Genomic DNA, 25,848 nt, shown 5'->3' with positions numbered 1-25,848 from the left:
GTCGACTAGAGTTAAAACTCCATAGAAAGGAGGTGATCCAGCCGCACCTTCCGATACGGCTACCTTGTTACGACTTCACCCCAATCATCTGTCCCACCTTAGGCGGCTGGCTCCAAAAGGTTACCTCACCGACTTCGGGTGTTACAAACTCTCGTGGTGTGACGGGCGGTGTGTACAAGGCCCGGGAACGTATTCACCGCGGCATGCTGATCCGCGATTACTAGCAATTCCGGCTTCATGTAGGCGAGTTGCAGCCTACAATCCGAACTGAGAATGGCTTTATGGGATTGGCTCGACCTCGCGGTTTTGCTGCCCTTTGTACCATCCATTGTAGCACGTGTGTAGCCCAGGTCATAAGGGGCATGATGATTTGACGTCATCCCCACCTTCCTCCGGTTTGTCACCGGCAGTCACCTTAGAGTGCCCAACTAAATGCTGGCAACTAAGATCAAGGGTTGCGCTCGTTGCGGGACTTAACCCAACATCTCACGACACGAGCTGACGACAACCATGCACCACCTGTCACTTTGTCCCCCGAAGGGGAAAGCCCTATCTCTAGGGTGGTCAAAGGATGTCAAGACCTGGTAAGGTTCTTCGCGTTGCTTCGAATTAAACCACATGCTCCACTGCTTGTGCGGGCCCCCGTCAATTCCTTTGAGTTTCAGCCTTGCGGCCGTACTCCCCAGGCGGAGTGCTTAATGTGTTAACTTCGGCACTAAGGGCATCGAAACCCCTAACACCTAGCACTCATCGTTTACGGCGTGGACTACCAGGGTATCTAATCCTGTTTGCTCCCCACGCTTTCGCGCCTCAGCGTCAGTTACAGACCAGAGAGTCGCCTTCGCCACTGGTGTTCCTCCACATATCTACGCATTTCACCGCTACACGTGGAATTCCACTCTCCTCTTCTGTACTCAAGTCTCCCAGTTTCCAATGACCTCTCGGGGTTGAGCCCCGATCTTTCACATCAGACTTAAAAGACCGCCTGCGCGCGCTTTACGCCCAATAATTCCGGACAACGCTTGCCACCTACGTATTACCGCGGCTGCTGGCACGTAGTTAGCCGTGGCTTTCTGGTTAGGTACCGTCAAGGTGCCACCCTATTTGAATGGCACTTGTTCTTCCCTAACAACAGAGCTTTACGATCCGAAAACCTTCATCACTCACGCGGCGTTGCTCCGTCAGACTTTCGTCCATTGCGGAAGATTCCCTACTGCTGCCTCCCGTAGGAGTCTGGGCCGTGTCTCAGTCCCAGTGTGGCCGATCACCCTCTCAGGTCGGCTACGCATCGTYGCCTTGGTGAGCCTCTACCCCACCAACTAGCTAATGCGCCGCGGGCCCATCCCGTAGTGATAGCCGGAGCCATCTTTTACAAAGAAACCATGCGGTTTCTTCGATTATCCGGTATTAGCACCGATTTCTCGATGTTATCCCAGTCTACAGGGCAGGTTGCCCACGTGTTACTCACCCGTCCGCCGCTGACTTCCAGGAGCAAGCTCCCTTCTGTCCGCTCGACTTGCATGTATTAGGCACGCCGCCAGCGTTCGTCCTGAGCCAGGATCAAACTCTCCGTTAAAGGATAAGCTGATTCGCTCATAATTTGCTGGCCTCGATTTTCATCGATGTTCCATTTTGCATTGATTTCTCAATGACTAACMATTGACGAGATACCTTGTATCTCTTTAATTCGCTTGGCTTTTGTTCAGTTTTCAAAGAACTTATATCGCTTTTTTTGCGACCTATCTAATATATCATTTATCAAAAGTAGAGTCAATAACTTTTTTTGAAAAAAGTAAAAACATATAAATAATACTTTTAGATATTTTAGAAGGGTATGAGACATAATATAACATAGATTTTCTATATAATGCAATAGAAATTTCATAAAAAGTGATTTCCCATTTAAAATTCTACTAACTTTTATTAAATATAATTTATAACAAAAAGACTTACCACATATAAAGCATGTGGTAAGTCTATAAGGTCTTACTCAGACTCGTTTTCTAAATCGCTCGTTTCAGTTGGATTCTCTTGATTTTCTAAATCTTCTTCTCCAGACGATGTTTCATCTAAATCATCTTCATTAATCTCAACTCTAGCAACTGTTGCTACTTCTTCTCCCTCATCTATACGAATAACTTTAACACCCTGAGTGTTTCGTCCCGTAATAGAAATACCTTCAACATGAGTACGAATAATCGTTCCAGCAACAGTGATTATCATAATATCGTGCTGATCAGATACTATCTTCAAAGCAACTAAAGAACCGTTCTTATCTGTAATATTTGATGTTTTTATACCTTTTCCACCGCGATTTTGAACTCGATACTCCTGTATTGGAGTACGTTTTCCATAACCTTTTTCGGTTACGATTAAAACTTGATGGTCTTCTTCGATAATATCCATACCTACAACAAAATCATCATTCTTAAGTGAAATTCCTTTAACCCCACCAGCTGTACGGCCCATTAATCGAACATCATTTTCGTGAAAACGAATAGCCATACCATTTTTCGTACCAATGATGATCTCACGCTCTCCGTTGGTTAACCTTACACCATGCAGCTCGTCATCTTCGCGAATATTTATCGCAAATAAGCCGCCTTTACGAATATTAGCAAATGAAGATAGCTGAGTTCTTTTCGAAATACCATGCTTCGTTAAGAAGAAAAGGTATTGATCGTCCTTAAATTCTTCGATCGGTATTACCGTACTAATAAACTCTCCTGGTTCAATTTGCAGAAGGTTAATAATCGGGATTCCTTTTGCCGTTCTACCTAACTCAGGAATTTCATATCCTTTTAAGCGATAAACCTTTCCTTTGTTAGAGAAAAAGAGAATCGTATGGTGCGTATTCGTTGTGAATAGGTGGGAGACGAAATCATTATCATTTGTCCCCATCCCTTGAATTCCTCGTCCACCTCGCCGTTGACTTCGGTAAGTTGAAATCGGCAGACGTTTTATATAACCATTATGAGTAAGGGTAATAACGATATTTTGACGTGGAATTAAATCCTCATCCTCAAATTGTTCTTCATTCATTGAGATGATCGTTCTTCTCTCATCATTATACTTACTCTTAATTTCTAATAGTTCTTCAGTAATAATAGCTAAAACCTTTTGTTCATCAGCCAAAATAGCTTTTAGCTCAGCGATTCTAGCTAATAACTCCTTGTATTCACTCTCAATTTTATCTCTTTCTAGACCTGTCAAACGTTGAAGTCTCATATCAAGAATAGCTTGAGCTTGCTCATAGCTTAATTCATAATTTTCCATTAACCCATTTCGAGCGATATCTGTTGTTTGTGAAGAGCGAATTAAGCTAATTATTTCATCAATATGATCAAGAGCAATTCGTAAACCTTCTAAAATATGCGCACGTGCCTCCGCTTTTCTTAATTCAAAAGAGGTACGACGACGAATTACTTCTACTTGATGCTTTAAATATTGTTCGAGCGCTTCTTTTAAATTTAATACCTTCGGTCGGCCATCAACAAGCGCTAGCAAATTGATACCAAAGCTAGTTTGCAAAGAGGTTTGTTTGTAGAGATTGTTTAATAGAACATTAGCATTCACATCTCTGCGAAGCTCAATCACAATCCTTAATCCTTCGCGGTCAGATTCATCCCTTAAATCTGTAATTCCCTCGATTTTCTTATCTCGTACAAGTTCGGCAATCTTTTCAATTAACCTTGCTTTATTTACTTGATAAGGAATTTCAGAGACAATAATTCGTGGCTTACCATTATGCTCTTCTATTTCCGATTTGGCTCTTAGTGTAATAGAGCCACGCCCCGTTTGATAGGCTTTTCTAATTCCTGAACGCCCAAGTATTTCTGCACCGGTTGGAAAGTCAGGTCCTGGAATATGTTCCATTAATTCAGCCACATCAATATCCGGATTTTCTGATAGAGCTAAAACTCCATCTATGACCTCACCTAATTGATGAGGCGGGATATTAGTAGCCATACCTACAGCAATACCTGATGTTCCATTTACTAATAAATTAGGAAAACGCGCGGGCAGAACGACAGGTTCTCGTTCCGATCCATCATAGTTATCCGTATAATCAATCGTGTCTTTATTAATATCACGTAAAAGTTCCATTGATATTTTCGACATTTTGGCTTCCGTATAACGCATTGCAGCTGCTGAGTCACCATCAATCGAACCGAAATTACCATGTCCATTTACGAGCATATAGCGATAACTAAAATCTTGAGCCATCCTTACCATCGTTTCATAAACGGCTGAGTCACCGTGTGGATGGTATTTACCTATTACCTCACCAACGATACGTGCAGATTTTTTAAAAGCCTTATCTGCCGTCATCCCTAAATCATTCATCGCATATAAAATACGACGGTGAACTGGTTTAAGACCATCGCGAGCATCTGGCAACGCACGACTAACGATAACACTCATCGCGTAATCCATAAACGATGTCTTCATCTCATTGGCTATATTAATTTCTTTAATCTTTGATTGTTCCTGTTCCGCCATTCCTTAGACCTCCAACTAGATATCAAGATTCTCAACGTATTGGGCATTTTCCTGAATAAAGTCACGACGTGGTTCTACACGGTCACCCATTAGTATTTCAAATATTTCATCCGCTTTTATTGCATCTTCTAAAGTTACCTGGAGTAACGTACGATGCTCTGGGTCCATTGTTGTTTCCCACAGTTGAGTAGGATTCATTTCACCAAGACCTTTGTATCTTTGAATACCTAATTTTGCCCCTTCAGGGTAAGATTTTAGAATCGGATCCAGTTCTTTTTGTACATAAGCATACTTAATTTCTTTACCATGACTTACTTTATATAATGGTGGCTGAGCAATATATATATACCCATACTCTAGAAGTGGTCTCATATAACGATAGAAGAAGGTTAATAATAACGTTCTAATATGGGCACCATCTACATCTGCATCGGTCATAATAATAATTTTGTGATATCTAGCTTTTTCGATATCAAAATCTCCACCAACACCTGTACCAAAGGCTGTAATCATCGCTCTAATTTCATTATTAGCTAAAATTTTATCAAGACGAGCTTTTTCAACATTAATAATTTTCCCTCTTAAAGGCAAAATAGCTTGGAAGTGTCTATCGCGCCCTTGTTTAGCTGAACCACCCGCCGAATCACCCTCAACGATATAAATTTCACTAATAGATGCATCCTTTGAGGCACAGTCTGCTAACTTACCAGGTAAAGAACTAACTTCTAGAGCACTTTTACGGCGAGTTAACTCACGTGCTTTTTTAGCAGCCTCTCTAGCTCTTGAAGCCATAAGTCCTTTTTCTATAATTTTCCTACCGACTTGAGGATTTTCAATTAAAAATCTTGCAAAATGCTCAGAAAATAAAGAATCTGTAATCGTTCTGGCTTCACTGTTTCCTAATTTCGTTTTGGTTTGACCTTCAAATTGTGGATCTGGAATTTTTACCGAGATAATAGCGGTTAAACCTTCACGAACATCATCACCCGTTAAATTTGGGTCATTTTCCTTAATGAGATTATTTTTCCTTGCATAATCATTAATCACACGTGTTAATCCTGTTTTAAAACCAGATTCATGGGTTCCACCTTCGTGGGTACTAATATTATTAGCAAAAGAGAAAAGACTACCAACGTATCCATCATTATATTGAACAGCGACCTCAACATTAAGGCCATCTTTCTCACCTTCAATATGAATCGGATCTTCATGCAGAACTTCTCTGTTTCTGTTTAAATGTTTAACAAAGGAAGCAATACCGCCTTCATAATAATACTTATCAGTTTTGCCATCTTCACGTTTATCTGAAATAGTAATCGTCAAGCCTTTATTTAAGAAAGCCAACTCTCTTAAACGATGAGCTAAAGTATCGTAAACATATTCTATCGATTCTTGGAAAATTTCAGGATCAGGCTTAAAGGTCGTTTTCGTACCCGTGTTATCGCTTGAACCAATAATCGCTAAATCAGCTGCAGGAACACCTTTATGATATTGCTGATAATATACATGACCATCACGTTGGATTTCTACCTCTAGTGAAGTAGAAAGAGCATTTACGACCGAAGCTCCCACACCATGCAGTCCGCCAGAAACTTTATAGCCTCCGCCACCAAATTTACCACCTGCATGCAGGACAGTCATAATAACTTCAACCGCAGGACGACCCATCTTTTCATGAATGCCTACAGGAATTCCACGACCATTATCGATGACCGTAATACTATTATCTTCTTCAATTAACACATTAATTTGATCACAGAAACCAGCCATCGCTTCATCAATACTATTATCAACGATCTCCCAAACAAGATGATGTAGGCCTCGAACACTTGTTGAGCCAATATACATACCTGGTCTTTTTCTTACAGCTTCTAATCCTTCTAAAACCTGTATTTGATCCGCATCATAGGATTGTTGTTCAGAATGTTGTTCATTCGACACGCTCTTCACCTTCATTCTCTATACTTTCTCTATCAAAGATTGACTTCTTTCCCTTACCATCTCTCATTCAATGTTCATTCTTGCTCGATTTGCAAATCAAGGTCCACATTCATCGAGGCTCTTCGCTTCAACGTATTGGACGATACAGGGGAATAATAAATAGTACGATCGGTTATAACAATAGATTTTATAAAATCCTCACTGATCGTTACAACTGATTTACGTAATTCTTCCTGTTCCAAATAGGCACTTGTTACTGCCGATAACTCTTGAACATCACGACTTAAAATAGCAATGATTTCTCTAGCTCGAACGACCATATCTCCACCTAAATGAATAAACAATGGATCACCACCTTACTAAGTTTGACGAATCGTACCTTGTTCTACCTCAAATATTGCTGATTGTTTTAACGCTTCTTGATGGACACCAGCAAGGTTTGTTGTTGTCACAAATGTCTGTACTTTTTTCTGGATAGTCTCAATAAGATGAGATTGTCTATGATCATCAAGCTCTGAGAGGACATCATCTAGTAATAAAATGGGATACTCTCCAATTTCTGAATTTATTAACTCAATTTCAGCTAGTTTAATGGCTAAGGCAGTTGTTCTTTGTTGGCCTTGAGACCCATATGTTTGTACATCCTTGCCATTTACTTTAAATCCTAAATCATCACGATGAGGTCCAAAAAGCGTCACACCTCTTTGTATTTCTTTTTGTTTTTTTGCTTGATAGGTTTGATAGAATTCTTCTTTTATTTTCGTCAAATCTAGTTGTTCTGATACGTTAGATGAAGCTAAATAGGTTAATTCTAGCTTTTCTTTTCCTCTACTAATATCAGTATGAATAGCTTCAGCCCATCCCTGAAGCTGTTTCACAAATTGAAATCGCTTCTTAATAACCTCTGCAGCTAATGGAATAAGCTGGTCAGTTAATATATCAAGCATCTCTGGAGAGCCTTTTTTTAATTGAAATTGCTTTAACAATTGATTCCTTTGTTGAAGCACCTTTTGATACAGGCTTAAATGATATAAATAAAGAGGATTAATTTGCCCTAACTCCCGGTCAATAAACCTTCTTCTAATTTGCGGACTACCCTTGACTAGGTTTAAATCCTCCGGAGCAAACATTACCACATTAACCGCTCCTACATACTCACTTAACTTCCTCTGCTCCAACCCATTTATTTTAGCCTTTTTTCCTTTTGTAGAAATCACAACATCCAATTTAATCGTCGAAGTCTCTTTTACAATCTCCCCTTGTATACGAGCAAACTCTTCATCCCAGCTTATTAATTCCTTGTCATTGCTTGTCCGGTGTGACTTAGCTAAAGCTAGGACATAAATAGCCTCAATTAAATTGGTTTTTCCTTGAGCATTTTCACCAATACATACATTCACCCTTGGATCAAAGCTCAAACTTGCTTGTTGATAGTTTCTAAAATATTTGACAGAAAGTGATTTAATATACATTCAATTTAACCTCTAATTAAGAGATAATTTCATATTTTTGACCGTTCGCTAATTGAACGACATTTCCAATATAAAGCTTTCTACCTCTTCGGTTTTCCAATTCATTATTCACATAGACCTCATGCTCAGATAAATACCATTTTGCCATACCACCTGTATCTATCTCACCTACTTCTTTTAATAGCTGTCCAAGTGTTATATATTCAGTTGAAATTTTAATGTACTCCAATTCATCTCACTTCTTTCCGTCCTTTTAAGAATTCCCTTATCAAACGCAAGACAGCAAATCAGTTGGTGAAATGCTGTCTCATCTAGCCGCTTTTTATTTATCTCTTTATATTGTACTAAAGTAAATCGTTCTCGCCAAGTCTGATTCAAAAAAATCAAACGAACTCTTCATATTAGTAAGTTCTAACAGGAGAAAACAAATGTAAATAATGGTCTTGTTCGATCGGTTTAATGACAAAAGGACTCATGGCCCCAGTAAATTCCACACTAATATCATCACTATCAATAACCTTCAGGGCATCTATAACATTCTTACCGTTAAAGGAAATTCTCATATCCTCTCCATCAAAGCCTTCACTTTGTATTCTTTCTGTTACTTTTCCGATTTCCGGAGATATTGAGGTAATTTCAATGAGTCCATCCTCTAATGTTTTTAAATTAACTACATTATTTTTGGCTTCCCTAGAAAGCAACAAAGCACGCTCTAATGTTTGTAGAAAAGATTTCGTTTTAACCTGCATCGTTGTTTTATAGTGATTAGGAATCATATTTTTAGTAACTGGGTATTTCCCTTCTAATAACCTTGAAAAGAAAAGTAGATTTTTTAATTTAAAAAGAATTTGATTATCCGTAACAACAATTTCAATATCCTCGTTACTCTCATCAATAATTTTGCTTAACTCATTCAAACTCTTCCCTGGAATGACAACATTTTCAAAGGTTAGTTGTTCATCATTACGAACAACCTTAGTTTTTCTCATAGCCAAACGGTGACTATCTGTTGCAGTACAGATTAGCTGCTCCTCGTTTGTTTCTAGGTTTACACCTGTCAATACCGGGCGTGTTTCCTGAGTGGACACAGCGAATACGGTCTGTCTGATCGTATTTCTTAAAATATCCTGCGGTAGACGAAAAACTAATTCTTCTTCTACCTGTGGTAATCTAGGATATTCCTCAGGATCGAGCCCATTTAAGTTAAAAATAGCAGAACCTGATTTAATGGTGGTTGCAAATTGATCTTGCACACTTAATTCAATCGTATCTCCAGATAATTTCTTTACAATCTCAGCAAAATATTTTGCTTGTAAAACAATACTTCCTGGATCTTTAATCGATATAATTTCGCTACCTTCTTCTTCTTTTGGAATAAACGTTTCGATAGAAATATCTGAATCACTACCTGTTAAAGTGATACCTTGATTATTAGCAACGATTTTTATTCCCGTTAAAATGGGGATGGTTGTTCTTGAAGAAACAGCCTTGGCTACTCTTTGAACGTCATGAACAAAGCGATTGCGTTCGATTATTAGATGCATACTTGTAACTCCTTTTAATTATATAGATCTTTTAAAAATATAGTAGTAATAGTAATAGGGCTTGTTAATATGTGGATAACTCAGATTTTCTTAGTGTTAAGTTGTTATTCACATGTTAATAATCTGTGGGTGAATAAGGCCATGTTATGCACACTATTCACTAAGAACGAATTTGTTCACTAATTTCCTGAAGCTTCTTTTGTAAATCTTGATCACTAGCTAATAGCTTTGAGATTTTTTCGTGAGCATGAATGACAGTCGTATGGTCACGTCCCCCGAATTCACTTCCTATTTTAGGGAGCGAGGAGTCGGTTAATTCTCTGGACAAATACATAGCAATTTGTCGTGGAAAAGCAACGGACTTTGTTCTCTTTTTCGCTTTAAAATCTTCTAGCTTTACTTGGAAGTGCTCACCAACAATTCGTTGAATATCGACAATGGTAATCATTTTAGGCTTAGCATTTGGAATAATATCCTTAAGTGCTTCAGCTGCTAAATCGGCATTCATATCTTGATTAATGAGCGAAGAATAAGCGACAACTCTTATTAAAGCACCTTCTAATTCACGAATATTCGTATCGATTTGATTGGCGATATAGAGCATGACTTCGTTAGGTATATCTAAGTTTTCTGCTTTTGCTTTTTTTCTCAAAATCGCAATCCTTGTCTCTAAATCTGGTGGAGTAATGTCTGTAATCAGACCCCACTCAAATCTAGAACGTAATCGATCCTCAAGAGTAGGAATCTCTTTTGGAGGTCGGTCACTTGAAATAACGATTTGTTTTGATTCTTCATGTAAAGCATTAAAAGTATGGAAAAATTCTTCCTGAGTTGATTCTTTTCCAGCTAAAAATTGAATATCATCTATTAAAAGAACGTCGACTTTTCGATATTTATTACGAAAATCAATCGCTTTATTATCACGAATCGCATTAATAAATTCATTTGTAAATTTTTCTGAAGAAAGATAGACCACTTTAGCATTTGGATTATGATCGGTCACATAATGTCCAATTGCATGCATCAAGTGAGTTTTACCTAATCCAACTCCACCATAAATAAACAAAGGGTTATAAGCTTTTGCTGGTGCTTCAGCTACAGCAAGTGAAGCTGCATGGGCAAAACGGTTCCCTGAACCAATGACAAATGTATTAAACGTATATTTCTCATTTAGCATTGATTTTGTAAAGGAACTTGTAGATTGATCTTGAGACTCTGGCGGTTTTTTGGGGATAGGCTCTAAAAATAAATCATTGTCCGATTTATGCTCTGGTATGACAAATTTTGGTGTTAAACGAGAACCAGTTATATGCTCTATCGTTTCTGATGTTAATTCAGAATAGTGGTCTTCTAACCAATCGCGGGCAAACTCATTTGGTGCTGTAATAATAATAGAATCATTTTGGATATCATTGGCTTTTGTAGATTTTAACCAAGTTTCATAGCTAGGTTTACTAACTTTTTTCTCTATTTCAGCTAATACCCGCTCCCACAAATCATGAATATTTTCCAAGAGATAAACCTCCTTTTCCTTTCAGTATTTAAATAACCTGATGAGCATCCTCTTCAAAAGCTTGCAAACTTAAAAACCTCTGGTATCTAGGTAAAAAAAGATCACAGAGTGTAAGTAAAATAACGAGTGTATAAGTTTTGTATAAGTAATTGAATAGAGGTGCATAAATATAAAATGTGATAAAAATGTGTAGTAAGATATAATATAGTAGAAAAACGTCATTATAAACGATCACACACTTCTGTGGATGAAAAAATTCACAATAATTAAAGCCTGTCCACAACCTTACCCACAGCCTGTGGACAGGCTTTATGATAATCTTTAATGTCCACGAGTGAAAACATAATAATCATAGCAAAAAAAAGCTTGTACCGCAACGGTTATATTACTTTATCCACATAGCACAGTATGTTGTGGTTACCTTTTGTCCACAACACAAGATATGTGCATAATCTGTCGATAAGTTTGGGGACAGCACGAATGCTGTCGATAAATGGTTATCCACAACGGAGGAGAAAGTAATACGGAAGTGAAAAAATAAATAAAAGAATGATCGAACAAATCGATTCTTGACAACATAGCCTTATGTTCCGTATAATTTACAAGAATGTCTTTTATCAAGCATTTCGGAAAAAGAAAGATTTAAATATGGATGTCTAGCGCAAGAGGTTTATGAGCAAGGCTAATTCGTCTATGATAGAGGTATAAAGACGAGAAATCTTATGGAAATTTTATAAGGACATTTGCTATTGCTAAATAATAGGCGCTTTGCGCTTTTCTTAATATCCTCGAGGGAGGTGTAATAAATGGGAAAACCAACATTTCAACCTAATAATCGTAAACGTAAAAAGGTACACGGATTCCGTGCGCGTATGAGCACAAAAAACGGAAGAAAAGTTTTAGCTCGTCGTCGTCGTAAAGGAAGAAAAGTGTTATCTGCATAGACCACTGGTTATCAGTGGTCTTTTTCCGATATTTGATTTCTATGGAGTACTAGATAAGTAATAAGGTAAATGTTGAGCGCAAAAAGAATCATACATTTGCGTTTTGAGGTGTAAAAGAATGAAAAAAGAGCAACGGATCAAAAAGAATGATGAATTCTCGCTCGTTTTTAATGAAGGGGTTTCGATAGCGAATCGCCAATTTGTTATTTATGCATTATCAAAAGAGGGACAAGAACTGTTTCGATTGGGCTTATCTGTTAGTAAAAAAGTAGGTAATGCAGTAACGAGAAATAGAGTGAAAAGAATGATTCGAGCTTTTTTCCAAGAGAATAGAGAGCGTCTACATAGTCATTATGATTATGTTGTGATTGCACGGAAACCAGTGTCAAACATGACATATTCTGAGGTAGAAAGCAGTCTTAATCATGTGTTGAGAAAAGGTCGCTATTTTCAAAAGAGAAAACAAGAAAAATCTTAAATATATTTAGTCTAGTAAACCTCTGCGACAAACAGGTTTGTTGCAGTTTGGAATAAATAATTAAAGAGGGACAAGGAGGAGAGCTCGTGCTCAAGAAGTTTAGCCTTGCAGCTGTATTGGTTGGAACCCTCGTTTTATTAACGGGATGTTTTGAGATTGACCAACCAATTACAAGTGAAAGTGAAGGGATTTGGAATACGATTTTTGTATATCCATTATCTTGGCTGATTATTTATTTAGCCGATTTTTTTAGTGGCAGCTATGGTTTGGCCATTGTCGCAGTTACTGTATTATTGAGGTTTTTAGTACTACCTCTAATGATAAAACAGACAAAAAGTACAAAAGCGATGCAGGAAATTCAACCTGAGATTAAGAAATTGCAAGAAAAATATAGTGCTAAGGACCAAAAAACTCAGCAAAAGCTACAGCAGGAAATGATGGGTTTATGGCAAGAAAGAGGAGTCAATCCACTAGCGGGATGTTTACCGATTTTTGTACAAATGCCTATTTTACTTGCACTTTATCATGCGATTATGAGAACGCGTGAGATCGGTGGCGATCAATTCTTATGGTTCGCATTGGACCGTCCAGATTATATCCTACCAATTATTGCTGCTTTAACTACGTTTATTCAGCAAAAAATGATGATGGTTGACCAAACCAATCCTCAAATGAAGATTTTGTTGTACATCATGCCAATTATGATTGGGGTATTTGCTTTCTTCTTCCCAGCAGCACTAGCTTTATACTGGGTAGTTGGTAACCTCTTTATGATTGCACAAACATACTTTATTACAGGACCAGGTGCGAATAAGAGAAAAGAAGCTCGTGTTGAAGCAAAAACAGGAGGGAAGAAAAAGTGACCAAAATAACTGTGTCAGGCAAAACAATTGAAGAAGCAGTTTCGAAGGCGCTTATTGAACTGGGAGCAACGAAAGAACGTCTAGTATATGAAGTGGTAGAGAAACCACAAAAAGGCTTTCTAGGTATTCTCGGCACAAAACCCGCAAAAATAACAGCTCATGTTAAGCCTGATGCCGTTGAAGAAGGTTACCATTTTCTTAAAGAAACGATTGAGAACATGGGATTTACTGTAACAATAGAAGAAAAGCGTTTAGAAGATACTGTACTTTTTGAATTAGTAGGTAATGAAGACATCGGTCGATTGATTGGAAAAAGAGGTCAAACTCTTGATTCATTAGAATATTTAACCAATTTAGTAGCCAACCGATTGGATGATGATTTTGTTAGAATTCAACTTGATGCGGAGAACTATCGTGCAAAAAGACAAGAGGCGTTAGAGAATCTAGCTCATAGAGTGAGTCAAAAAGTTCTAAAAAGAAGACATAAAGTAGTTTTAGAGCCAATGAGTGCTAAAGAACGAAAAGTGATTCATACCTCCCTGCAAGATATAGAAGGGGTAGAAACCTACTCGCAAGGCAGAGGAAAAAATCGTCATATTGTTATAGCCCCTAAGTAATCAATCATCAATGAGCCGGGAAAGAGAAATCTTTCTCGGTTTTTTTATGTCCATTTATATCTCTTAACTAAGCTTAGTTACATTCTTTTCAATTATCACGTGATATGGTATTCTAGATAGTTGGAGGCTTGTGTGGATAAGTTTACTAGATATCGATTATCCACATGTGTATAAGGTTAAAAACAGACAACAAGGATAGAATATAGAAGTAGTATTGTAAAATGGAAAACAAGCATTATTTGAAATAATCATGTAAAATAAGATAGATGGTCTATGAAGAAATAACATTTTCTTAATTGATCTTGTATTTCGACAAATATTTGCAGCCTGAAGCGTTTATAATAGAGGGGCAAATATAGTTTGGAGTGAAGAAAGAATGGAATTTGATACTATATCAGCTGTATCAACGGCACTAGGAGAAGGAGCGATTGGCATTGTTCGTCTAAGTGGTGACCAAGCGATTGAAATAGCTGATCGAATTTATAAAGGAAAGAATACATTAAAAGAAACCCCATCACACACTATTGTTTATGGGCATTTGATTGATCCAAAGACCAACCAAAGGGTAGAAGAAGCGATGGTATCGGTCTTAAGAGCACCTAAAACCTTTACGAGAGAAGATGTAGTAGAAATAAATTGCCATGGCGGTATTATGTCTGTAAACCGCGTTCTGCAGTTAACATTGACAAATGGGGCGAGGCTAGCTGAGCCAGGGGAGTTTACAAAAAGGGCCTTTTTAAATGGAAGAATAGACCTCTCTCAAGCAGAAGGAGTTATGGATTTAATCAGAGCTAAAACGGATAAGGCCATGAATATTGCATTGAATCAAGTAGAAGGGAGATTATCCAAAAAAATCTCCATTTTGCGCCAGGCTTTATTAGAAACCGTTGCTAATGTTGAAGTAAATATAGATTATCCTGAATATGATGCGGAAACCATGACTCATGAGCTGCTTAAATCAAAGGCGAGCTTTGTTATAGAAGAAATAAATTCATTATTACAAACAGCTGAACAAGGAAAAATAGTGAGAGAAGGTTTGTCTACCGTTATTATAGGGCGACCGAATGTAGGAAAATCTTCATTATTAAATAGCCTAGTTCATGAAAATAAAGCGATTGTTACAGATATACCTGGTACAACAAGAGATGTTATCGAAGAATATGTGAATGTCAGAGGTGTTCCACTACGATTAGTAGATACGGCTGGAATTCGTGAAACGGAAGATATCGTTGAACGAATAGGGGTTGAGCGTTCGAGACAAGTGTTAAAAGACGCAGAATTACTTTTGCTTGTCCTTAATTATGGCGAGGAACTCTCGAAAGAGGATGAGGCGCTTTTTGAAGTTGTAGAAAAAATGAATGTGATTGTCATAGTCAATAAAACAGACCAAGAGCAGAAAATAGACATGGAGAAGGTTTATCAGCTAGCAGCATCAAAACCTGTTATAACGACAGCTCTCATTGAAGATAAAGGTGTCGAGGAGCTAGAACAAGCGATTTCAGATTTATTTTTTGCTGGAAGGTTAGAAGCAGAGGATGTTACGTATGTATCTAACTCCCGTCATATCGCTTTATTAGAACTAGCTAAAAGCACGATTGAAGATGCGGTTCAGGCGATTGAAGATGGGGTTCCAATTGACTTAGTGCAGATAGATATAACGAAAACATGGGAATTATTAGGTGAGATTATTGGAGATTCTGTTCAAGAAAGTTTATTAGATCAACTATTCTCCCAATTCTGTTTAGGTAAATAAATAGCGTTCGTTTAATCGAATGAATGAAATAAATTCAATCTTATTTTTAAAAGGAGGTAACATCATGCAATATCAAGGTGGTGAATTTGATGTTATTGTAATTGGTGCGGGGCATGCAGGAGTGGAAGCTGGACTTGCCGCGGCTCGAATGGGGGCTAATACATTAATGCTGACATTAAATTTAGATGCAGTCGCCTTCATGCCGTGTAATCCATCTGTTGGAGGACCGGCAAAAGGAATTGTCGTTCGTGAAATTGATGCGCTTGGTGGTGAAATGGGGCGTAATATCGATAAAACCCATATACAAATGCGTATGCTAAATACTGGAAAAGGCCCAGCTGTTCGTGCATTAAGAGCACAGGCAGATAAGTTTCTATATCAGCATGAAATGAAAAAAACCATAGAAGAGCAGGACAATTTATTGCTACGCCAGGGGATGGTCGACTCTTTAATTATAGAGGATGGGGCTTGTAAAGGAGTCATTACAAATACTGGGGCGGAGTATCGTAGTAAGTCGGTTATCGTAACGACAGGCACGTATTTAAGAGGAAAAATTATATTAGGTGAGCTTTCATACGAAAGTGGTCCAAACAATATGCAGCCTTCTATTAAATTATCGGATCATCTTAAGGAGCTTGGATTTGATCTTGTTCGATTTAAAACAGGTACACCTCCAAGAGTAAATGGAAGTTCTATCGATTATGACAAAACCGAAATTCAACCAGGCGATGAAGTGCCTAGAGCGTTTTCTTATGAAACCACTAAATTTATTACAGACCAATTACCTTGTTGGTTGACTTATACAAGTGAAGAGACCCATCAAATAATTAACCAAAATTTAGGACGTTCACCGATGTATTCAGGTATGATTGAAGGAACAGGACCAAGGTATTGTCCTTCTATTGAAGATAAAATTGTTCGCTTTAATGATAAGCCAAGGCATCAAATTTTCTTAGAGCCTGAAGGTCGTAATACGTCTGAAGTATATGTTCAAGGTCTTTCAACGAGCTTGCCTGAAGATGTTCAATTGGATATGCTCAAAACGATTCCAGGCCTAGAAAATGTACGAATGATGAGACCTGGATATGCAATTGAATATGATGCAATTGTGCCTACGCAACTTTGGCCGACCTTGGAAACAAAGAAAATCGAAAATTTATTTACAGCAGGTCAAATCAACGGAACTTCCGGGTATGAGGAAGCTGCAGGTCAAGGGATTATGGCTGGTATTAATGCTGCACGTAAAGCACAAGGTAAAGAAGGTATTATCTTAGACCGCTCAGAAGCCTATATTGGCGTTTTAATAGATGATTTAGTCACTAAGGGTACAAATGAGCCTTATCGATTATTGACCTCTAGAGCAGAATATAGACTGCTTCTGCGTCATGATAATGCTGATCTTCGATTAACGGAAATTGGATATCAAATTGGTTTAATTCATGATGAACGATATAAACGTTATCAGTCGAAAAAGAATTTGATTGAAAACGAGAAGAAAAGACTAGAAGGCATTATCATTAAGCCATCTGAAAAAGTAGCAACATTATTAGAAAAAATACAATCAACACCTTTGCAAGAGGCAGTGAGAGCATCGGCATTTTTAAAAAGGCCTGAGATGAGCTATGCTGATGTGATAACGATTATTCCAGAAGCTGAAGAGCTTATTTCAGATGAAGTAGCTGAGCAAGTCGAAATCCAAATAAAATATGAAGGCTACATCGAAAAACAATGGCAGCAAGTGGAAAAAGCAAAAAAATTAGATAGTAAAAAAATACCAGATAACCTTGATTATTTTGCAATTAACGGACTAGCAACAGAAGCGAAACAAAAGTTGAGTCAAGTTCGTCCTCTATCTATTGGGCAAGCATCGCGTGTAGCTGGTGTTAACCCTGCTGATATTTCCATTTTATTAGTGTACATTGAACAAGGGCGTTTAGCGAAAATTGATTAAAAAAGTTGGAGGATTCGAATGAATAAAGAGGCTTTTGTAAAAGAATTATCATTAAAAGGAAGGTCATTATCAGAAAAACAACAGCAGCAGTTCCAACGATATTATGAAGTGTTAGTAGAGTGGAATGAAAAAATGAATTTGACAGCTCTTACTTCCGAGGAAGATGTTTATTTAAAGCATTTTTATGATTCGATTTCTCCTAGCTTTTATTATTCATTTGAAAAAGGGCAAAAAATAATTGATGTTGGTGCTGGAGCAGGATTTCCTAGTATCCCACTTAAAATTGTTTTTCCAGAATTAAATGTCTCCATTGTCGATTCTTTGAAAAAAAGAATTGGATTTTTAGAACATTTAGCATCTGAACTTGAATTAGAAAACGTTTCTTTCTTTCATGACCGTGCTGAAACATTTGCTCAAAACGTCATTCATCGTGAAAAATATGATATTGTAATGGCAAGAGCGGTTGCGAGAATGTCTGTTTTATCTGAGCTCTGTCTTCCACTAGCAAAAATAGATGGAGATTTTATTGCATTAAAAGGCTCGAATGCAGAAGAAGAGATAGTAGAAGCGAACTATGCAATAAAAACTCTCGGTGGTAGCTTAACGAAGCATCATAGCTTCATATTGCCAGAAGAAGAAAGCGAACGTTCAATCGTAGTCATTAAAAAAGCAAAAAAAACGGCAAAGAAGTATCCAAGAAAGCCAGGTACTCCAAACAAGCAGCCGTTATCAAAATAAAAGTTTACACAACTAAAAAAATTTATGTAATAGAAAAAACAAAATGTGTCTGCTAAACTCTTTCATTTATTCTAGTAAAAGAGTTTAGTATTTACCATTTTTATGAGAAAATGAGAGTAATAGTTTATAAGTTGGAAACGGATAGTTTTATAAAAAATAAACACTTTCATTTATTTATTTTTCAAATTTATATGAAAGTTTGAATGTTTCACGTGAAACATCATCTTTGTTAGTGGAGGGGTCTACTTGAATAATTATTTTAGACAAGTGTTAAATGATTACAGAGCGGAAGAAGGATTAAATTTAATTCTGTCGAATATAAAAGGAATGGTTATTTACAAAGGTGGTGTTAGGCGATGAAGCAGCCGTTCTCACGCCTATTTGGCTTTAATGAGAAACAAGAAGAAATCATAGAAGAAGAATTAACAAACCAAGAAGAGGTAAAGCAAATTGCGATCGCGGACATTGTGCCTAATCGCTTCCAACCTCGAACGGTTTTTGATCAAGATAGAATTGAAGAGCTAGCACAAACAATACGAACTCACGGAGTCATTCAACCAATCGTCGTTCGAAAACGTGATGGTAAATATGAAATTATAGCAGGAGAGAGACGTTGGAGAGCGGTTACGTCATTAGGCTGGGAACACATACCAGCAATCGTAAAAGAATTTAATGATTCTCAGACTGCATCGATTGCTCTAATCGAAAATTTGCAGAGAGAAGGGCTAACGGCAATTGAAGAAGCCATTGCATATGCGAAGTTAATTGATTTACATGGATTAACCCAAGAAAGTTTGGCTCAGCGTCTAGGAAAAGGACAATCAACGATTGCCAATAAATTAAGGTTGTTGCATTTGCCAGAAGTAGTGCAAAATGCGATATTATCTAGAGTCATTTCTGAAAGACATGCTCGTTCATTATTGGCATTAAAGGATGAAGCTCTTCAGTTGCAAGTTTTAGAAGCCATTGAAAAAGATGGATTAAATGTTAAACAAACAGAAGAAAAAGTAAAACAGTTATTAGAAGCAGACGAGAGTGAACCAGAAAAGAAAAAAGCAACACGAAAATCATATTCTAAAGATATGAGAATTGCCATGAATACGATTAGACAATCTGTTGATATGGTCTTAAAAAGTGGTCTTCATGTAGATACAAATGAAGAGGAGCATGAGGAATTCTATCAATTTACGATTCGAATACCTAAAAAATAATCTATCATTCATGATAGGTTTTTTTTATTGAGTGAATTTCATAATTGCTCTATAAGTGAATAAAAATGAACAATTATTATAAAAATGTCTTGAATGTTTGTTGATTGAAACGGTAGGTAGTGACTCCCAAAGGATGAGCGCCGTGTGAAGATCCACTTTGACGAATCTCTGCGTAGTCAGAGTTAGCTGAAGAAAATCCCTTGGGAAAGCATCTACCTAAATTGGAAATCAAAAACCTAATCGTTCGGTTTTCATTATAAGATTTGAATAATGAAATTGATTCTATGATCAAAGAAATCAAATTTTAAAAAATAAAATGAACGACACACCCTCGACTTTATAACTATTTTTACGCAAAATCGCTTTTTTTTAAGTTTTGCAGAAACTTTGTAAAACTCTTTTTATACAAACTATGATAAAATAAAAACGGAAATGCGAATGTTTGAACGGAAAGTAGGTGACAGCATGGCTAAAATCATTGCTGTAGCAAATCAAAAAGGCGGAGTAGGGAAAACAACAACGTCTGTAAACCTAAGTGCATGTTTAGCATATATAGGGAAAAAGGTTTTGCTTGTTGATATTGATCCTCAAGGAAACGCTACAAGCGGAGCTGGAATTGAAAAGGGTGACGTTGAGGAATGTGTTTATGACATGCTTGTAAACGATGTAGACACTAAAACCGTTATAAAGCAAACAACGGTCGAAAACCTTGATATGGTTCCAGCTACCATTCAATTATCTGGTGCAGAAATCGAACTTGTTTCTACGATTTCACGTGAAGTACGTTTGAAACGGGCCTTAGCATCTGTTGCGAGTGACTATGATTATATTTTTATTGATTGTCCTCCTTCATTAGGTCTATTAACGATTAATGCGTTAACAGCAGCTGATTCCGTTTTAATTCCCGTTCAATGTGAATATTATGCACTAGAAGGATTAAGTCAGTTATTAAATACGGTTAGACTTGTACAAAAACATTTAAATACAGAATTAGAAATAGAAGGTGTCCTACTAACAATGCTCGATGCAAGGACTAATTTAGGTATTCAAGTAATTGATGAAGTGAAAAAATATTTCAGAGAAAAGGTTTTTGATGTAATCATTCCAAGAAATGTACGTTTAGGAGAAGCGCCGAGTCATGGGAAACCGATTATTATTTATGATCCAAAATCTCGTGGTGCAGAAGTTTACGTAGAATTAGCAAAGGAAGTGGTGGCAGGTGGCAAAAAGGTTAGGTAAAGGTTTAAATGCTTTTTTCCCTGGAGAAGAAGAAACTCAGGAGTCTAAGGTGGAAGAAATTTCTTTAACTGAAATACGTCCCAATCCATATCAACCACGAAAAACCTTTTCAGACGAATCTATTCAAGAATTAGCAACATCAATTAAAGAAAATGGAATATTGCAGCCTATCACAGTAAGGAAAACGATAAAAGGCTATGAAATTGTTGTTGGAGAGCGTAGATTTAGAGCTGCAGAGGTCGCTTCCTTAAAAACGGTTCCTGTCATTATAAAAGAATTAAGCGAAGAAAAAATGATGGAGCTAGCTTTAATTGAAAATCTCCAAAGAGAAGACCTCAATCCGATTGAAGAAGCGGTTGCCTATGAAAAGCTAATGGAACACCTTAAGGTGACTCAAGAACAATTAGCGAAGCGTATTGGAAAGAGTCGTCCGCATATTGCCAATCATATTCGTTTATTACATTTGCCTAAAGTCGTTCAGCAATTCATTTCAGATGGGAAACTATCAATGGGGCATGGACGAGCATTATTAGGTTTAAAGGATAAACAAAAAATATCCCCTCTTTTAGAAAAGGTTTTACAGGACAAACTTAGTGTAAGAGAGGTAGAGCAATTAGTTCAAAAGCTTAATACGAATGTTTCACGTGAAACAAAGAAGAAGGAATCTTCGCTTACACCATTCTTAAAGGAACGTCAGGATTTGCTAAAAGCTCACTTTGGTACAGCGGTTACGATAAAGCCAGGTAAGAAAAAAGGGAAAATCGAAATTGATTATTACTCAGATGATGATCTTGAGCGTATCCTACAACTAATGAATCAATCGAATGAAGAATCTATTTCATAAAGAAATTTTATGAAGTCATCTAATAAAAGGTGACTTCTTTTCTCTAATAGTTGAAAAGCATCGTAGGAAAGGATTGAACCATGATTTATTTTGACCATGCCGCATCCTCTTATCCAAAACCTAAACAGGTTGCTGAAGCCATGATGGAGGCTGTAAATGAATATAGTGCGAATCCTGGAAGAAGTGGCCATCACTTATCACAGATCGCTAGTCAAAAAATTAATGAAACAAGGAAAGAATTGGCTACAATGTTTGGGGCGCCTTCACCTAATCATGTTTGGTTTTATCAAAATGCTACAATGGCTCTAAATCAAGCTCTTTTAGGTTTTCCATTCCAAGAAGGAGAGCATGTGGTGACTACGGCATTCGAGCATAATTCGGTGTTAAGACCCTTGTATCGATTAACGGAGCAGAAAAAAATTGATGTGACCTATGTCGAACCTAATGAAGAAGGACTTATTACTGAAAATGAAATTGAAATGGTCATAACGGCTAAAACGAGAATGATTGTGGTTTCTCACGCGTCGAATGTAACGGGGTCAATCGTTCCGTTAAGGAAGATAGCAGCTATCGCTAAAACGAAAGGAATCGTATTGTTAGTTGATGCCTCCCAAACAGCAGGGATTATTCCTATTAATATGGAGAATGATGATGTAGACTTATTAGCTTTTGCCGGACATAAAGGAATGCTTGGACCACAAGGTACAGCAGTTTTAATAAGCAGAAAAGATTTTTCATTAGAGCCCATTATAACAGGTGGGACTGGAGGAGACTCAGAGTTGCCTGGTCAACCTAGTCACTGGCCAGAGAGATATGAGGCTGGAACTTTAAATGCTCCAGGAATTATCGGGCTTCATGCAGGTTTGCAATTTATAAAAAAACAGGGAATTGAGCAAATCCATGAGCATGAAAAAAAGCTATTAGAATTATGTATGAAAGAATTAGAAAGTATCAATGGATTAACTCTATATGGTACAAGAGACCTAACGCAAAGAGTAGCGGTCATCTCATTTCGTATGGAACAGCTCGATAGTCAAGAATTAGCGATTATTTTAGATGAACATTATAAAATAGCTGTTCGTGCTGGATTGCATTGTGCTCCAAAAACTCATCATTCTTTAGCTAGCATTGATTCAGGGTTAGTAAGAGTGAGTTTTGGGCCATACAACACAGAAGAGGAAGTCAAACAATTTATAAATGCAATGAAAGCTATTGGAGAAGCTTTTATATTGGCTGGAGAGTAGAGTGGAATAAAGATGGTATTAACAGGAACAATTGTCAATGGATTAGCGATTATAGTAGCAGCGCTAATAGGATTGAAAATTAAAAATATCCCGGAACAAATGAAAACGACTGTTTTACAAGCTATTGCATTAGCCGTCATCATTTTAGGAATCTCAATGGGATTAAAAAGTGAACAATTTCTTATCGTCATATCAAGCTTAGTCATTGGAACCGTAATCGGTGAAAAATTAAACTTAGAAAATCGTCTTAATCAAGTAGGTTTATGGATTGAGTCAAAAATAGGAGCGAAGGAAGAAGGGAAAGTAGCCAAAGCATTCGTAACGACGACGTTAATTTATGTAGTAGGAGCAATGGCTATTATCGGGGCATTAGATAGTGGTTTAAGAGGCGATCACTCTGTTTTATATACAAAAGCAATGTTGGACGGAGTATCTTCTTTAATTTTTGCTTCAACATTAGGAGTAGGTGTCGTATTTTCGGCTATTCCCGTTATTCTCTATCAAGGAATGATTGCTTTATTAGCCACTCAAATAAATGCTTTTATATCAGAGGAATTACTAGATCTATTAATCATAGAGCTAACAGGAACTGGAGGCATTTTAATTGTTGCTATAGGACTTAATATTTTAGGGTTAACGAAAATTAAAGTAGCGAATATGCTGCCTAGTATCGTAGTGGTTAGTATTTTAGTCCTTCTCTTTTCAAACTTTTCATAGCTAAAAATAAAAGACAAGCTCTCAACACTAGATTGACCCAATTAAAAATGGACAATTATGTAGAGTCTTGTCTTTTTATGAATTATAAAATGGAGTTATTTTAATTTTTCTGACTTGAAAAAGTGAAAAGCACTCGTCAACCGTTTTTCTTGTTTATGAGTCGTGATAGAGGTGTTCGAATAAGATGGTAATACTGATTGCTCAATCCATTGATCAGCCTCTATCAAAAGCTTTGCTATCATATCTGCCATCGACATAACTGTAAATAATCTCGTATTTTGCAATACAAAATATTCCATCATTCCTCCGATATTGACAATGCCAGTCATATGAATATCTCCAATAGATGGTAAATCCTTTTTAACCGCTGCTCCTGGCCTAACAGGGCCATCACTAATTGTAATTTCTCCAACATTCTTCATCTTTCCAAGGCATGCATCAATCGCAATAATAAACGGTTCTTCATATTTTCTCATAATGATATCCATCTTTTCTTTCATATTCACAGCGTGCACAGGATCTTTTAAAGTACCAAAAACATCAAAGTTTTTTAGTTTAGCAGATTCAAGTTTTGAACCAATAAGTGGTCCTAATGAATCACCAGTTGAACGATCTGTACCAATACATACGATGACTAAAGGCTTTTTTGTTTGGTTCTCAATGAACGATAACAATACGTTGAGAAATTCGGGATAAAGCTCATCTGAATCCATATGCATTCGAAAAGAATTCAATTTTTTGTTAAACCAATGGTTTGTACTCATATTTTTGACTCCTTCGCCATAGTAGTAACAGTATACGGATATCTTTTCTGTTCTATACATATAGAAATAGAAAAGTTATGAGGTGAGAGGAGAAACAGTATGTGGAGAAACGGATTACTATGGATGTTTTTAATTATAGGAACGATGATTGGAGCAGGCTATGCTTCTGGTCGTGAAATTTGGGAATTTTTTGGTGTTGAAAGCGGACTAGCTATCTTATTGTTTTCAGTTTTATTTATGATTAGCTGCTACGTTATTATGAATATTAGTCATCAGTTTCAATCAGTCCATTACCTTCCTGTTTTACATTTGCTGTTAGGAAAAAGAATCTCAAAATTGTATGATTTGATGATTATTCTATATCTATTTTCAACAACCGTTATTATGCTTGCAGGTGGGGGAGCTACCCTCGAGGTCATTCATTTGCCTTTTTGGGCAGGGGTTATTCTGATTGCCTTTTTTGTCGTAATCCTATTCATTTGGGACGTAAAGGGGATTACAACCATTCATGCACTCATCACACCTATTCTCATTATCACCTTATTAGGCGTATTATTTGCATTTCAGTCCCTACATGGTTTTCCGATTAAAAATATAAGTGATGGTCAAAGTAATTGGCCATCAGCCCTCACATTTACAGCCTTGAATATACTGCCACTCGTATCGGTAATAGGAGCAGTTGGACAAAAGATTATTCATAAAGGAGAAATCTGGATTGCTAGTATTGGTAGTGGGCTTATTTTAGGACTCGTTTCGTTTTTTTATAATGAATCATTAGTTGAAGTCGCCAATGAACTCGTCTTATATGAAATTCCTTTGTTTGCGATTATGACCCATTATCCTTATTATATGGTGCTAGTAATGAGTGGCTTATTAACAGTAGCCATCTATACAACAGCTGCCTCTGGTGTCTTTGGATTAATCTCAAGGATTAAAGAAAGTGTACAATCTCCTTCATGGCTGCTAGCTTTATTTTTAGTAGCGGTTATGGCACCGTTAACGATGTTTGGCTTCTCAACCTTAATAAGTATCTTATATCCACTCTACGGAGTTTTAAACCTTTATCTTTTAGCTTCTATATTATTATATCCAATTTTAAATCATCGTTCGATTAGAGATAAAATCAATCACTAACCTTTTTACTATCTGCTTTTTTCGTGTATAATATAAGAGGATGATAGTTTTTGAAAGGGGCGAAACGGTTGGCTGAGAAGGAGTTTGCATTGCATGACGTTGTCGAAATGAAAAAACAACACCCGTGCGGCGAAAATCGTTGGAAAATTATTCGAATGGGTATGGACGTTCGAATTAAATGCCTTGGATGTCAGCACAGTGTTATGCTTCCTAGGAAAGAATTTGGCAAAAAAATAAAAAAAGTATTGGAATCTTCAGCGGAAAAATAAATGGACAGATCGAGTCAACCCTCAATCTGTCTTGTTTTTTTGTTGGACGAACTCTATAATAAAAAAGATGAAATAAGATAAGCTCGGAAAGAGAAATGATAGATAAAAA

22 protein-coding genes and 1 rRNA gene are annotated in these 25,848 nt (G+C 37.1%); 14 read left to right on the top strand and 9 right to left on the bottom strand.

Annotation, left to right across the window (positions count from 1 at the left end; all coding sequences use genetic code 11):
* Positions 1 to 25: 25 nt before the first annotated feature.
* The 8 genes from AZF04_RS15175 to dnaA form a co-directional block, all read right to left on the bottom strand.
* Positions 26 to 1,576, bottom strand: a 16S ribosomal RNA gene (locus AZF04_RS15175).
* Between the two features lie 410 nt (positions 1,577 to 1,986).
* Entirely contained in the window at positions 1,987 to 4,503 is a 2,517-nt protein-coding gene (gene gyrA / locus AZF04_RS15170) for a DNA gyrase subunit A (RefSeq protein WP_061949456.1), read from the bottom strand.
* 15 nt (positions 4,504 to 4,518) lie between these two features.
* Positions 4,519 to 6,459: a DNA topoisomerase (ATP-hydrolyzing) subunit B gene (gyrB, locus tag AZF04_RS15165; protein ID WP_045487150.1), complete on the bottom strand. Its 1,941-nt coding sequence runs from the start codon at positions 6,457 to 6,459 to the stop codon at positions 4,519 to 4,521.
* A gap of 59 nt (positions 6,460 to 6,518) precedes the next feature.
* Positions 6,519 to 6,788, bottom strand: coding sequence for an extracellular matrix regulator RemB (gene remB / locus AZF04_RS15160; RefSeq protein ID WP_045487152.1), 270 nt, complete (start codon positions 6,786 to 6,788; stop codon positions 6,519 to 6,521).
* A 15-nt stretch (positions 6,789 to 6,803) separates the two neighbouring features.
* Positions 6,804 to 7,916, bottom strand: a complete 1,113-nt coding sequence (gene recF, locus AZF04_RS15155; protein WP_061949455.1) for a DNA replication/repair protein RecF — start codon at positions 7,914 to 7,916, stop codon at positions 6,804 to 6,806.
* Between the two features lie 16 nt (positions 7,917 to 7,932).
* A complete protein-coding gene (gene yaaA / locus AZF04_RS15150) occupies positions 7,933 to 8,145 on the bottom strand; it encodes a S4 domain-containing protein YaaA (protein WP_061949454.1) in 213 nt (70 codons plus the stop codon).
* 172 nt (positions 8,146 to 8,317) lie between these two features.
* Positions 8,318 to 9,460, bottom strand: coding sequence for a DNA polymerase III subunit beta (gene dnaN / locus AZF04_RS15145; RefSeq protein WP_045487162.1), 1,143 nt, complete (start codon positions 9,458 to 9,460; stop codon positions 8,318 to 8,320).
* Positions 9,461 to 9,620: 160 nt separating this feature from the next.
* Positions 9,621 to 10,973, bottom strand: coding sequence for a chromosomal replication initiator protein DnaA (gene dnaA, locus AZF04_RS15140; RefSeq protein WP_061949453.1), 1,353 nt, complete (start codon positions 10,971 to 10,973; stop codon positions 9,621 to 9,623).
* Positions 10,974 to 11,779: 806 nt separating this feature from the next.
* Here dnaA and rpmH point away from each other — a divergent pair.
* The 12 genes from rpmH (at position 11,780) to AZF04_RS15080 (ending at position 23,572) form a co-directional block, all read left to right on the top strand.
* Entirely contained in the window at positions 11,780 to 11,917 is a 138-nt protein-coding gene (gene rpmH, locus AZF04_RS15135) for a 50S ribosomal protein L34 (protein WP_003323480.1), read from the top strand.
* Positions 11,918 to 12,035: 118 nt separating this feature from the next.
* On the top strand, positions 12,036 to 12,395 hold the full coding sequence (rnpA, locus tag AZF04_RS15130) for a ribonuclease P protein component (protein ID WP_061949452.1): 360 nt from the start codon (positions 12,036 to 12,038) through the stop codon (positions 12,393 to 12,395).
* Positions 12,396 to 12,481: 86 nt separating this feature from the next.
* On the top strand, positions 12,482 to 13,258 hold the full coding sequence (gene spoIIIJ / locus AZF04_RS15125; RefSeq protein WP_061949451.1) for a YidC family membrane integrase SpoIIIJ: 777 nt from the start codon (positions 12,482 to 12,484) through the stop codon (positions 13,256 to 13,258).
* The gene (gene jag / locus AZF04_RS15120) at positions 13,255 to 13,875 is read left to right on the top strand and encodes an RNA-binding cell elongation regulator Jag/EloR (RefSeq protein WP_061949450.1); all 621 of its coding nucleotides are present in this window, start codon (positions 13,255 to 13,257) and stop codon (positions 13,873 to 13,875) included. The genes spoIIIJ and jag overlap by 4 nt, the downstream gene beginning before the upstream one ends.
* Before the next feature lie 376 nt (positions 13,876 to 14,251).
* Entirely contained in the window at positions 14,252 to 15,628 is a 1,377-nt protein-coding gene (gene mnmE, locus AZF04_RS15115) for a tRNA uridine-5-carboxymethylaminomethyl(34) synthesis GTPase MnmE (protein ID WP_061949449.1), read from the top strand.
* Between the two features lie 64 nt (positions 15,629 to 15,692).
* Positions 15,693 to 17,579 carry a tRNA uridine-5-carboxymethylaminomethyl(34) synthesis enzyme MnmG gene (gene mnmG, locus AZF04_RS15110; RefSeq protein WP_061949448.1) on the top strand — a complete coding sequence of 629 codons (1,887 nt, stop codon included), beginning with the start codon at positions 15,693 to 15,695 and terminating at the stop codon, positions 17,577 to 17,579.
* 18 nt (positions 17,580 to 17,597) lie between these two features.
* On the top strand, positions 17,598 to 18,317 hold the full coding sequence (gene rsmG, locus AZF04_RS15105; protein WP_061949447.1) for a 16S rRNA (guanine(527)-N(7))-methyltransferase RsmG: 720 nt from the start codon (positions 17,598 to 17,600) through the stop codon (positions 18,315 to 18,317).
* Between the two features lie 356 nt (positions 18,318 to 18,673).
* Positions 18,674 to 19,528, top strand: a complete 855-nt coding sequence (gene noc, locus AZF04_RS15100) for a nucleoid occlusion protein (RefSeq protein ID WP_061949446.1) — start codon at positions 18,674 to 18,676, stop codon at positions 19,526 to 19,528.
* Positions 19,529 to 19,993: 465 nt separating this feature from the next.
* Complete coding sequence (locus AZF04_RS15095) at positions 19,994 to 20,767, top strand: ParA family protein (RefSeq protein WP_045487191.1); 774 nt, start codon at positions 19,994 to 19,996, stop codon at positions 20,765 to 20,767.
* Positions 20,748 to 21,611: a ParB/RepB/Spo0J family partition protein gene (locus AZF04_RS15090; protein WP_061949445.1), complete on the top strand. Its 864-nt coding sequence runs from the start codon at positions 20,748 to 20,750 to the stop codon at positions 21,609 to 21,611. The genes AZF04_RS15095 and AZF04_RS15090 overlap by 20 nt, the downstream gene beginning before the upstream one ends.
* Positions 21,612 to 21,691: 80 nt before the next feature.
* Positions 21,692 to 22,855, top strand: a complete 1,164-nt coding sequence (locus AZF04_RS15085) for an aminotransferase class V-fold PLP-dependent enzyme (RefSeq protein ID WP_061949444.1) — start codon at positions 21,692 to 21,694, stop codon at positions 22,853 to 22,855.
* Positions 22,856 to 22,867: 12 nt separating this feature from the next.
* On the top strand, positions 22,868 to 23,572 hold the full coding sequence (locus AZF04_RS15080; protein WP_061949443.1) for a DUF554 domain-containing protein: 705 nt from the start codon (positions 22,868 to 22,870) through the stop codon (positions 23,570 to 23,572).
* 95 nt (positions 23,573 to 23,667) lie between these two features.
* Here AZF04_RS15080 and yyaC read toward each other — a convergent pair whose 3' ends face one another.
* Positions 23,668 to 24,336, bottom strand: a complete 669-nt coding sequence (gene yyaC, locus AZF04_RS15075) for a spore protease YyaC (protein ID WP_061949442.1) — start codon at positions 24,334 to 24,336, stop codon at positions 23,668 to 23,670.
* Between the two features lie 99 nt (positions 24,337 to 24,435).
* On the opposite strand from yyaC, the gene AZF04_RS15070 reads away from it, so the two are divergent.
* Both AZF04_RS15070 and AZF04_RS15065 read left to right on the top strand, forming a co-directional pair.
* On the top strand, positions 24,436 to 25,470 hold the full coding sequence (locus tag AZF04_RS15070; protein ID WP_061949441.1) for a YkvI family membrane protein: 1,035 nt from the start codon (positions 24,436 to 24,438) through the stop codon (positions 25,468 to 25,470).
* A gap of 68 nt (positions 25,471 to 25,538) precedes the next feature.
* Positions 25,539 to 25,739 carry a DUF951 domain-containing protein gene (locus AZF04_RS15065; protein WP_045487311.1) on the top strand — a complete coding sequence of 67 codons (201 nt, stop codon included), beginning with the start codon at positions 25,539 to 25,541 and terminating at the stop codon, positions 25,737 to 25,739.
* Positions 25,740 to 25,848: the final 109 nt, after the last annotated feature.

Origin of the sequence: Alkalihalobacillus trypoxylicola (assembly GCF_001590785.1) — a bacterium.
Classification (GTDB): domain Bacteria; phylum Bacillota; class Bacilli; order Bacillales; family Bacillaceae_D; genus Alkalihalobacillus; species Alkalihalobacillus trypoxylicola.
Note: the sequence above shows the minus strand (reverse complement) of the source record. Positions and strands in the feature narration are given on the sequence as shown.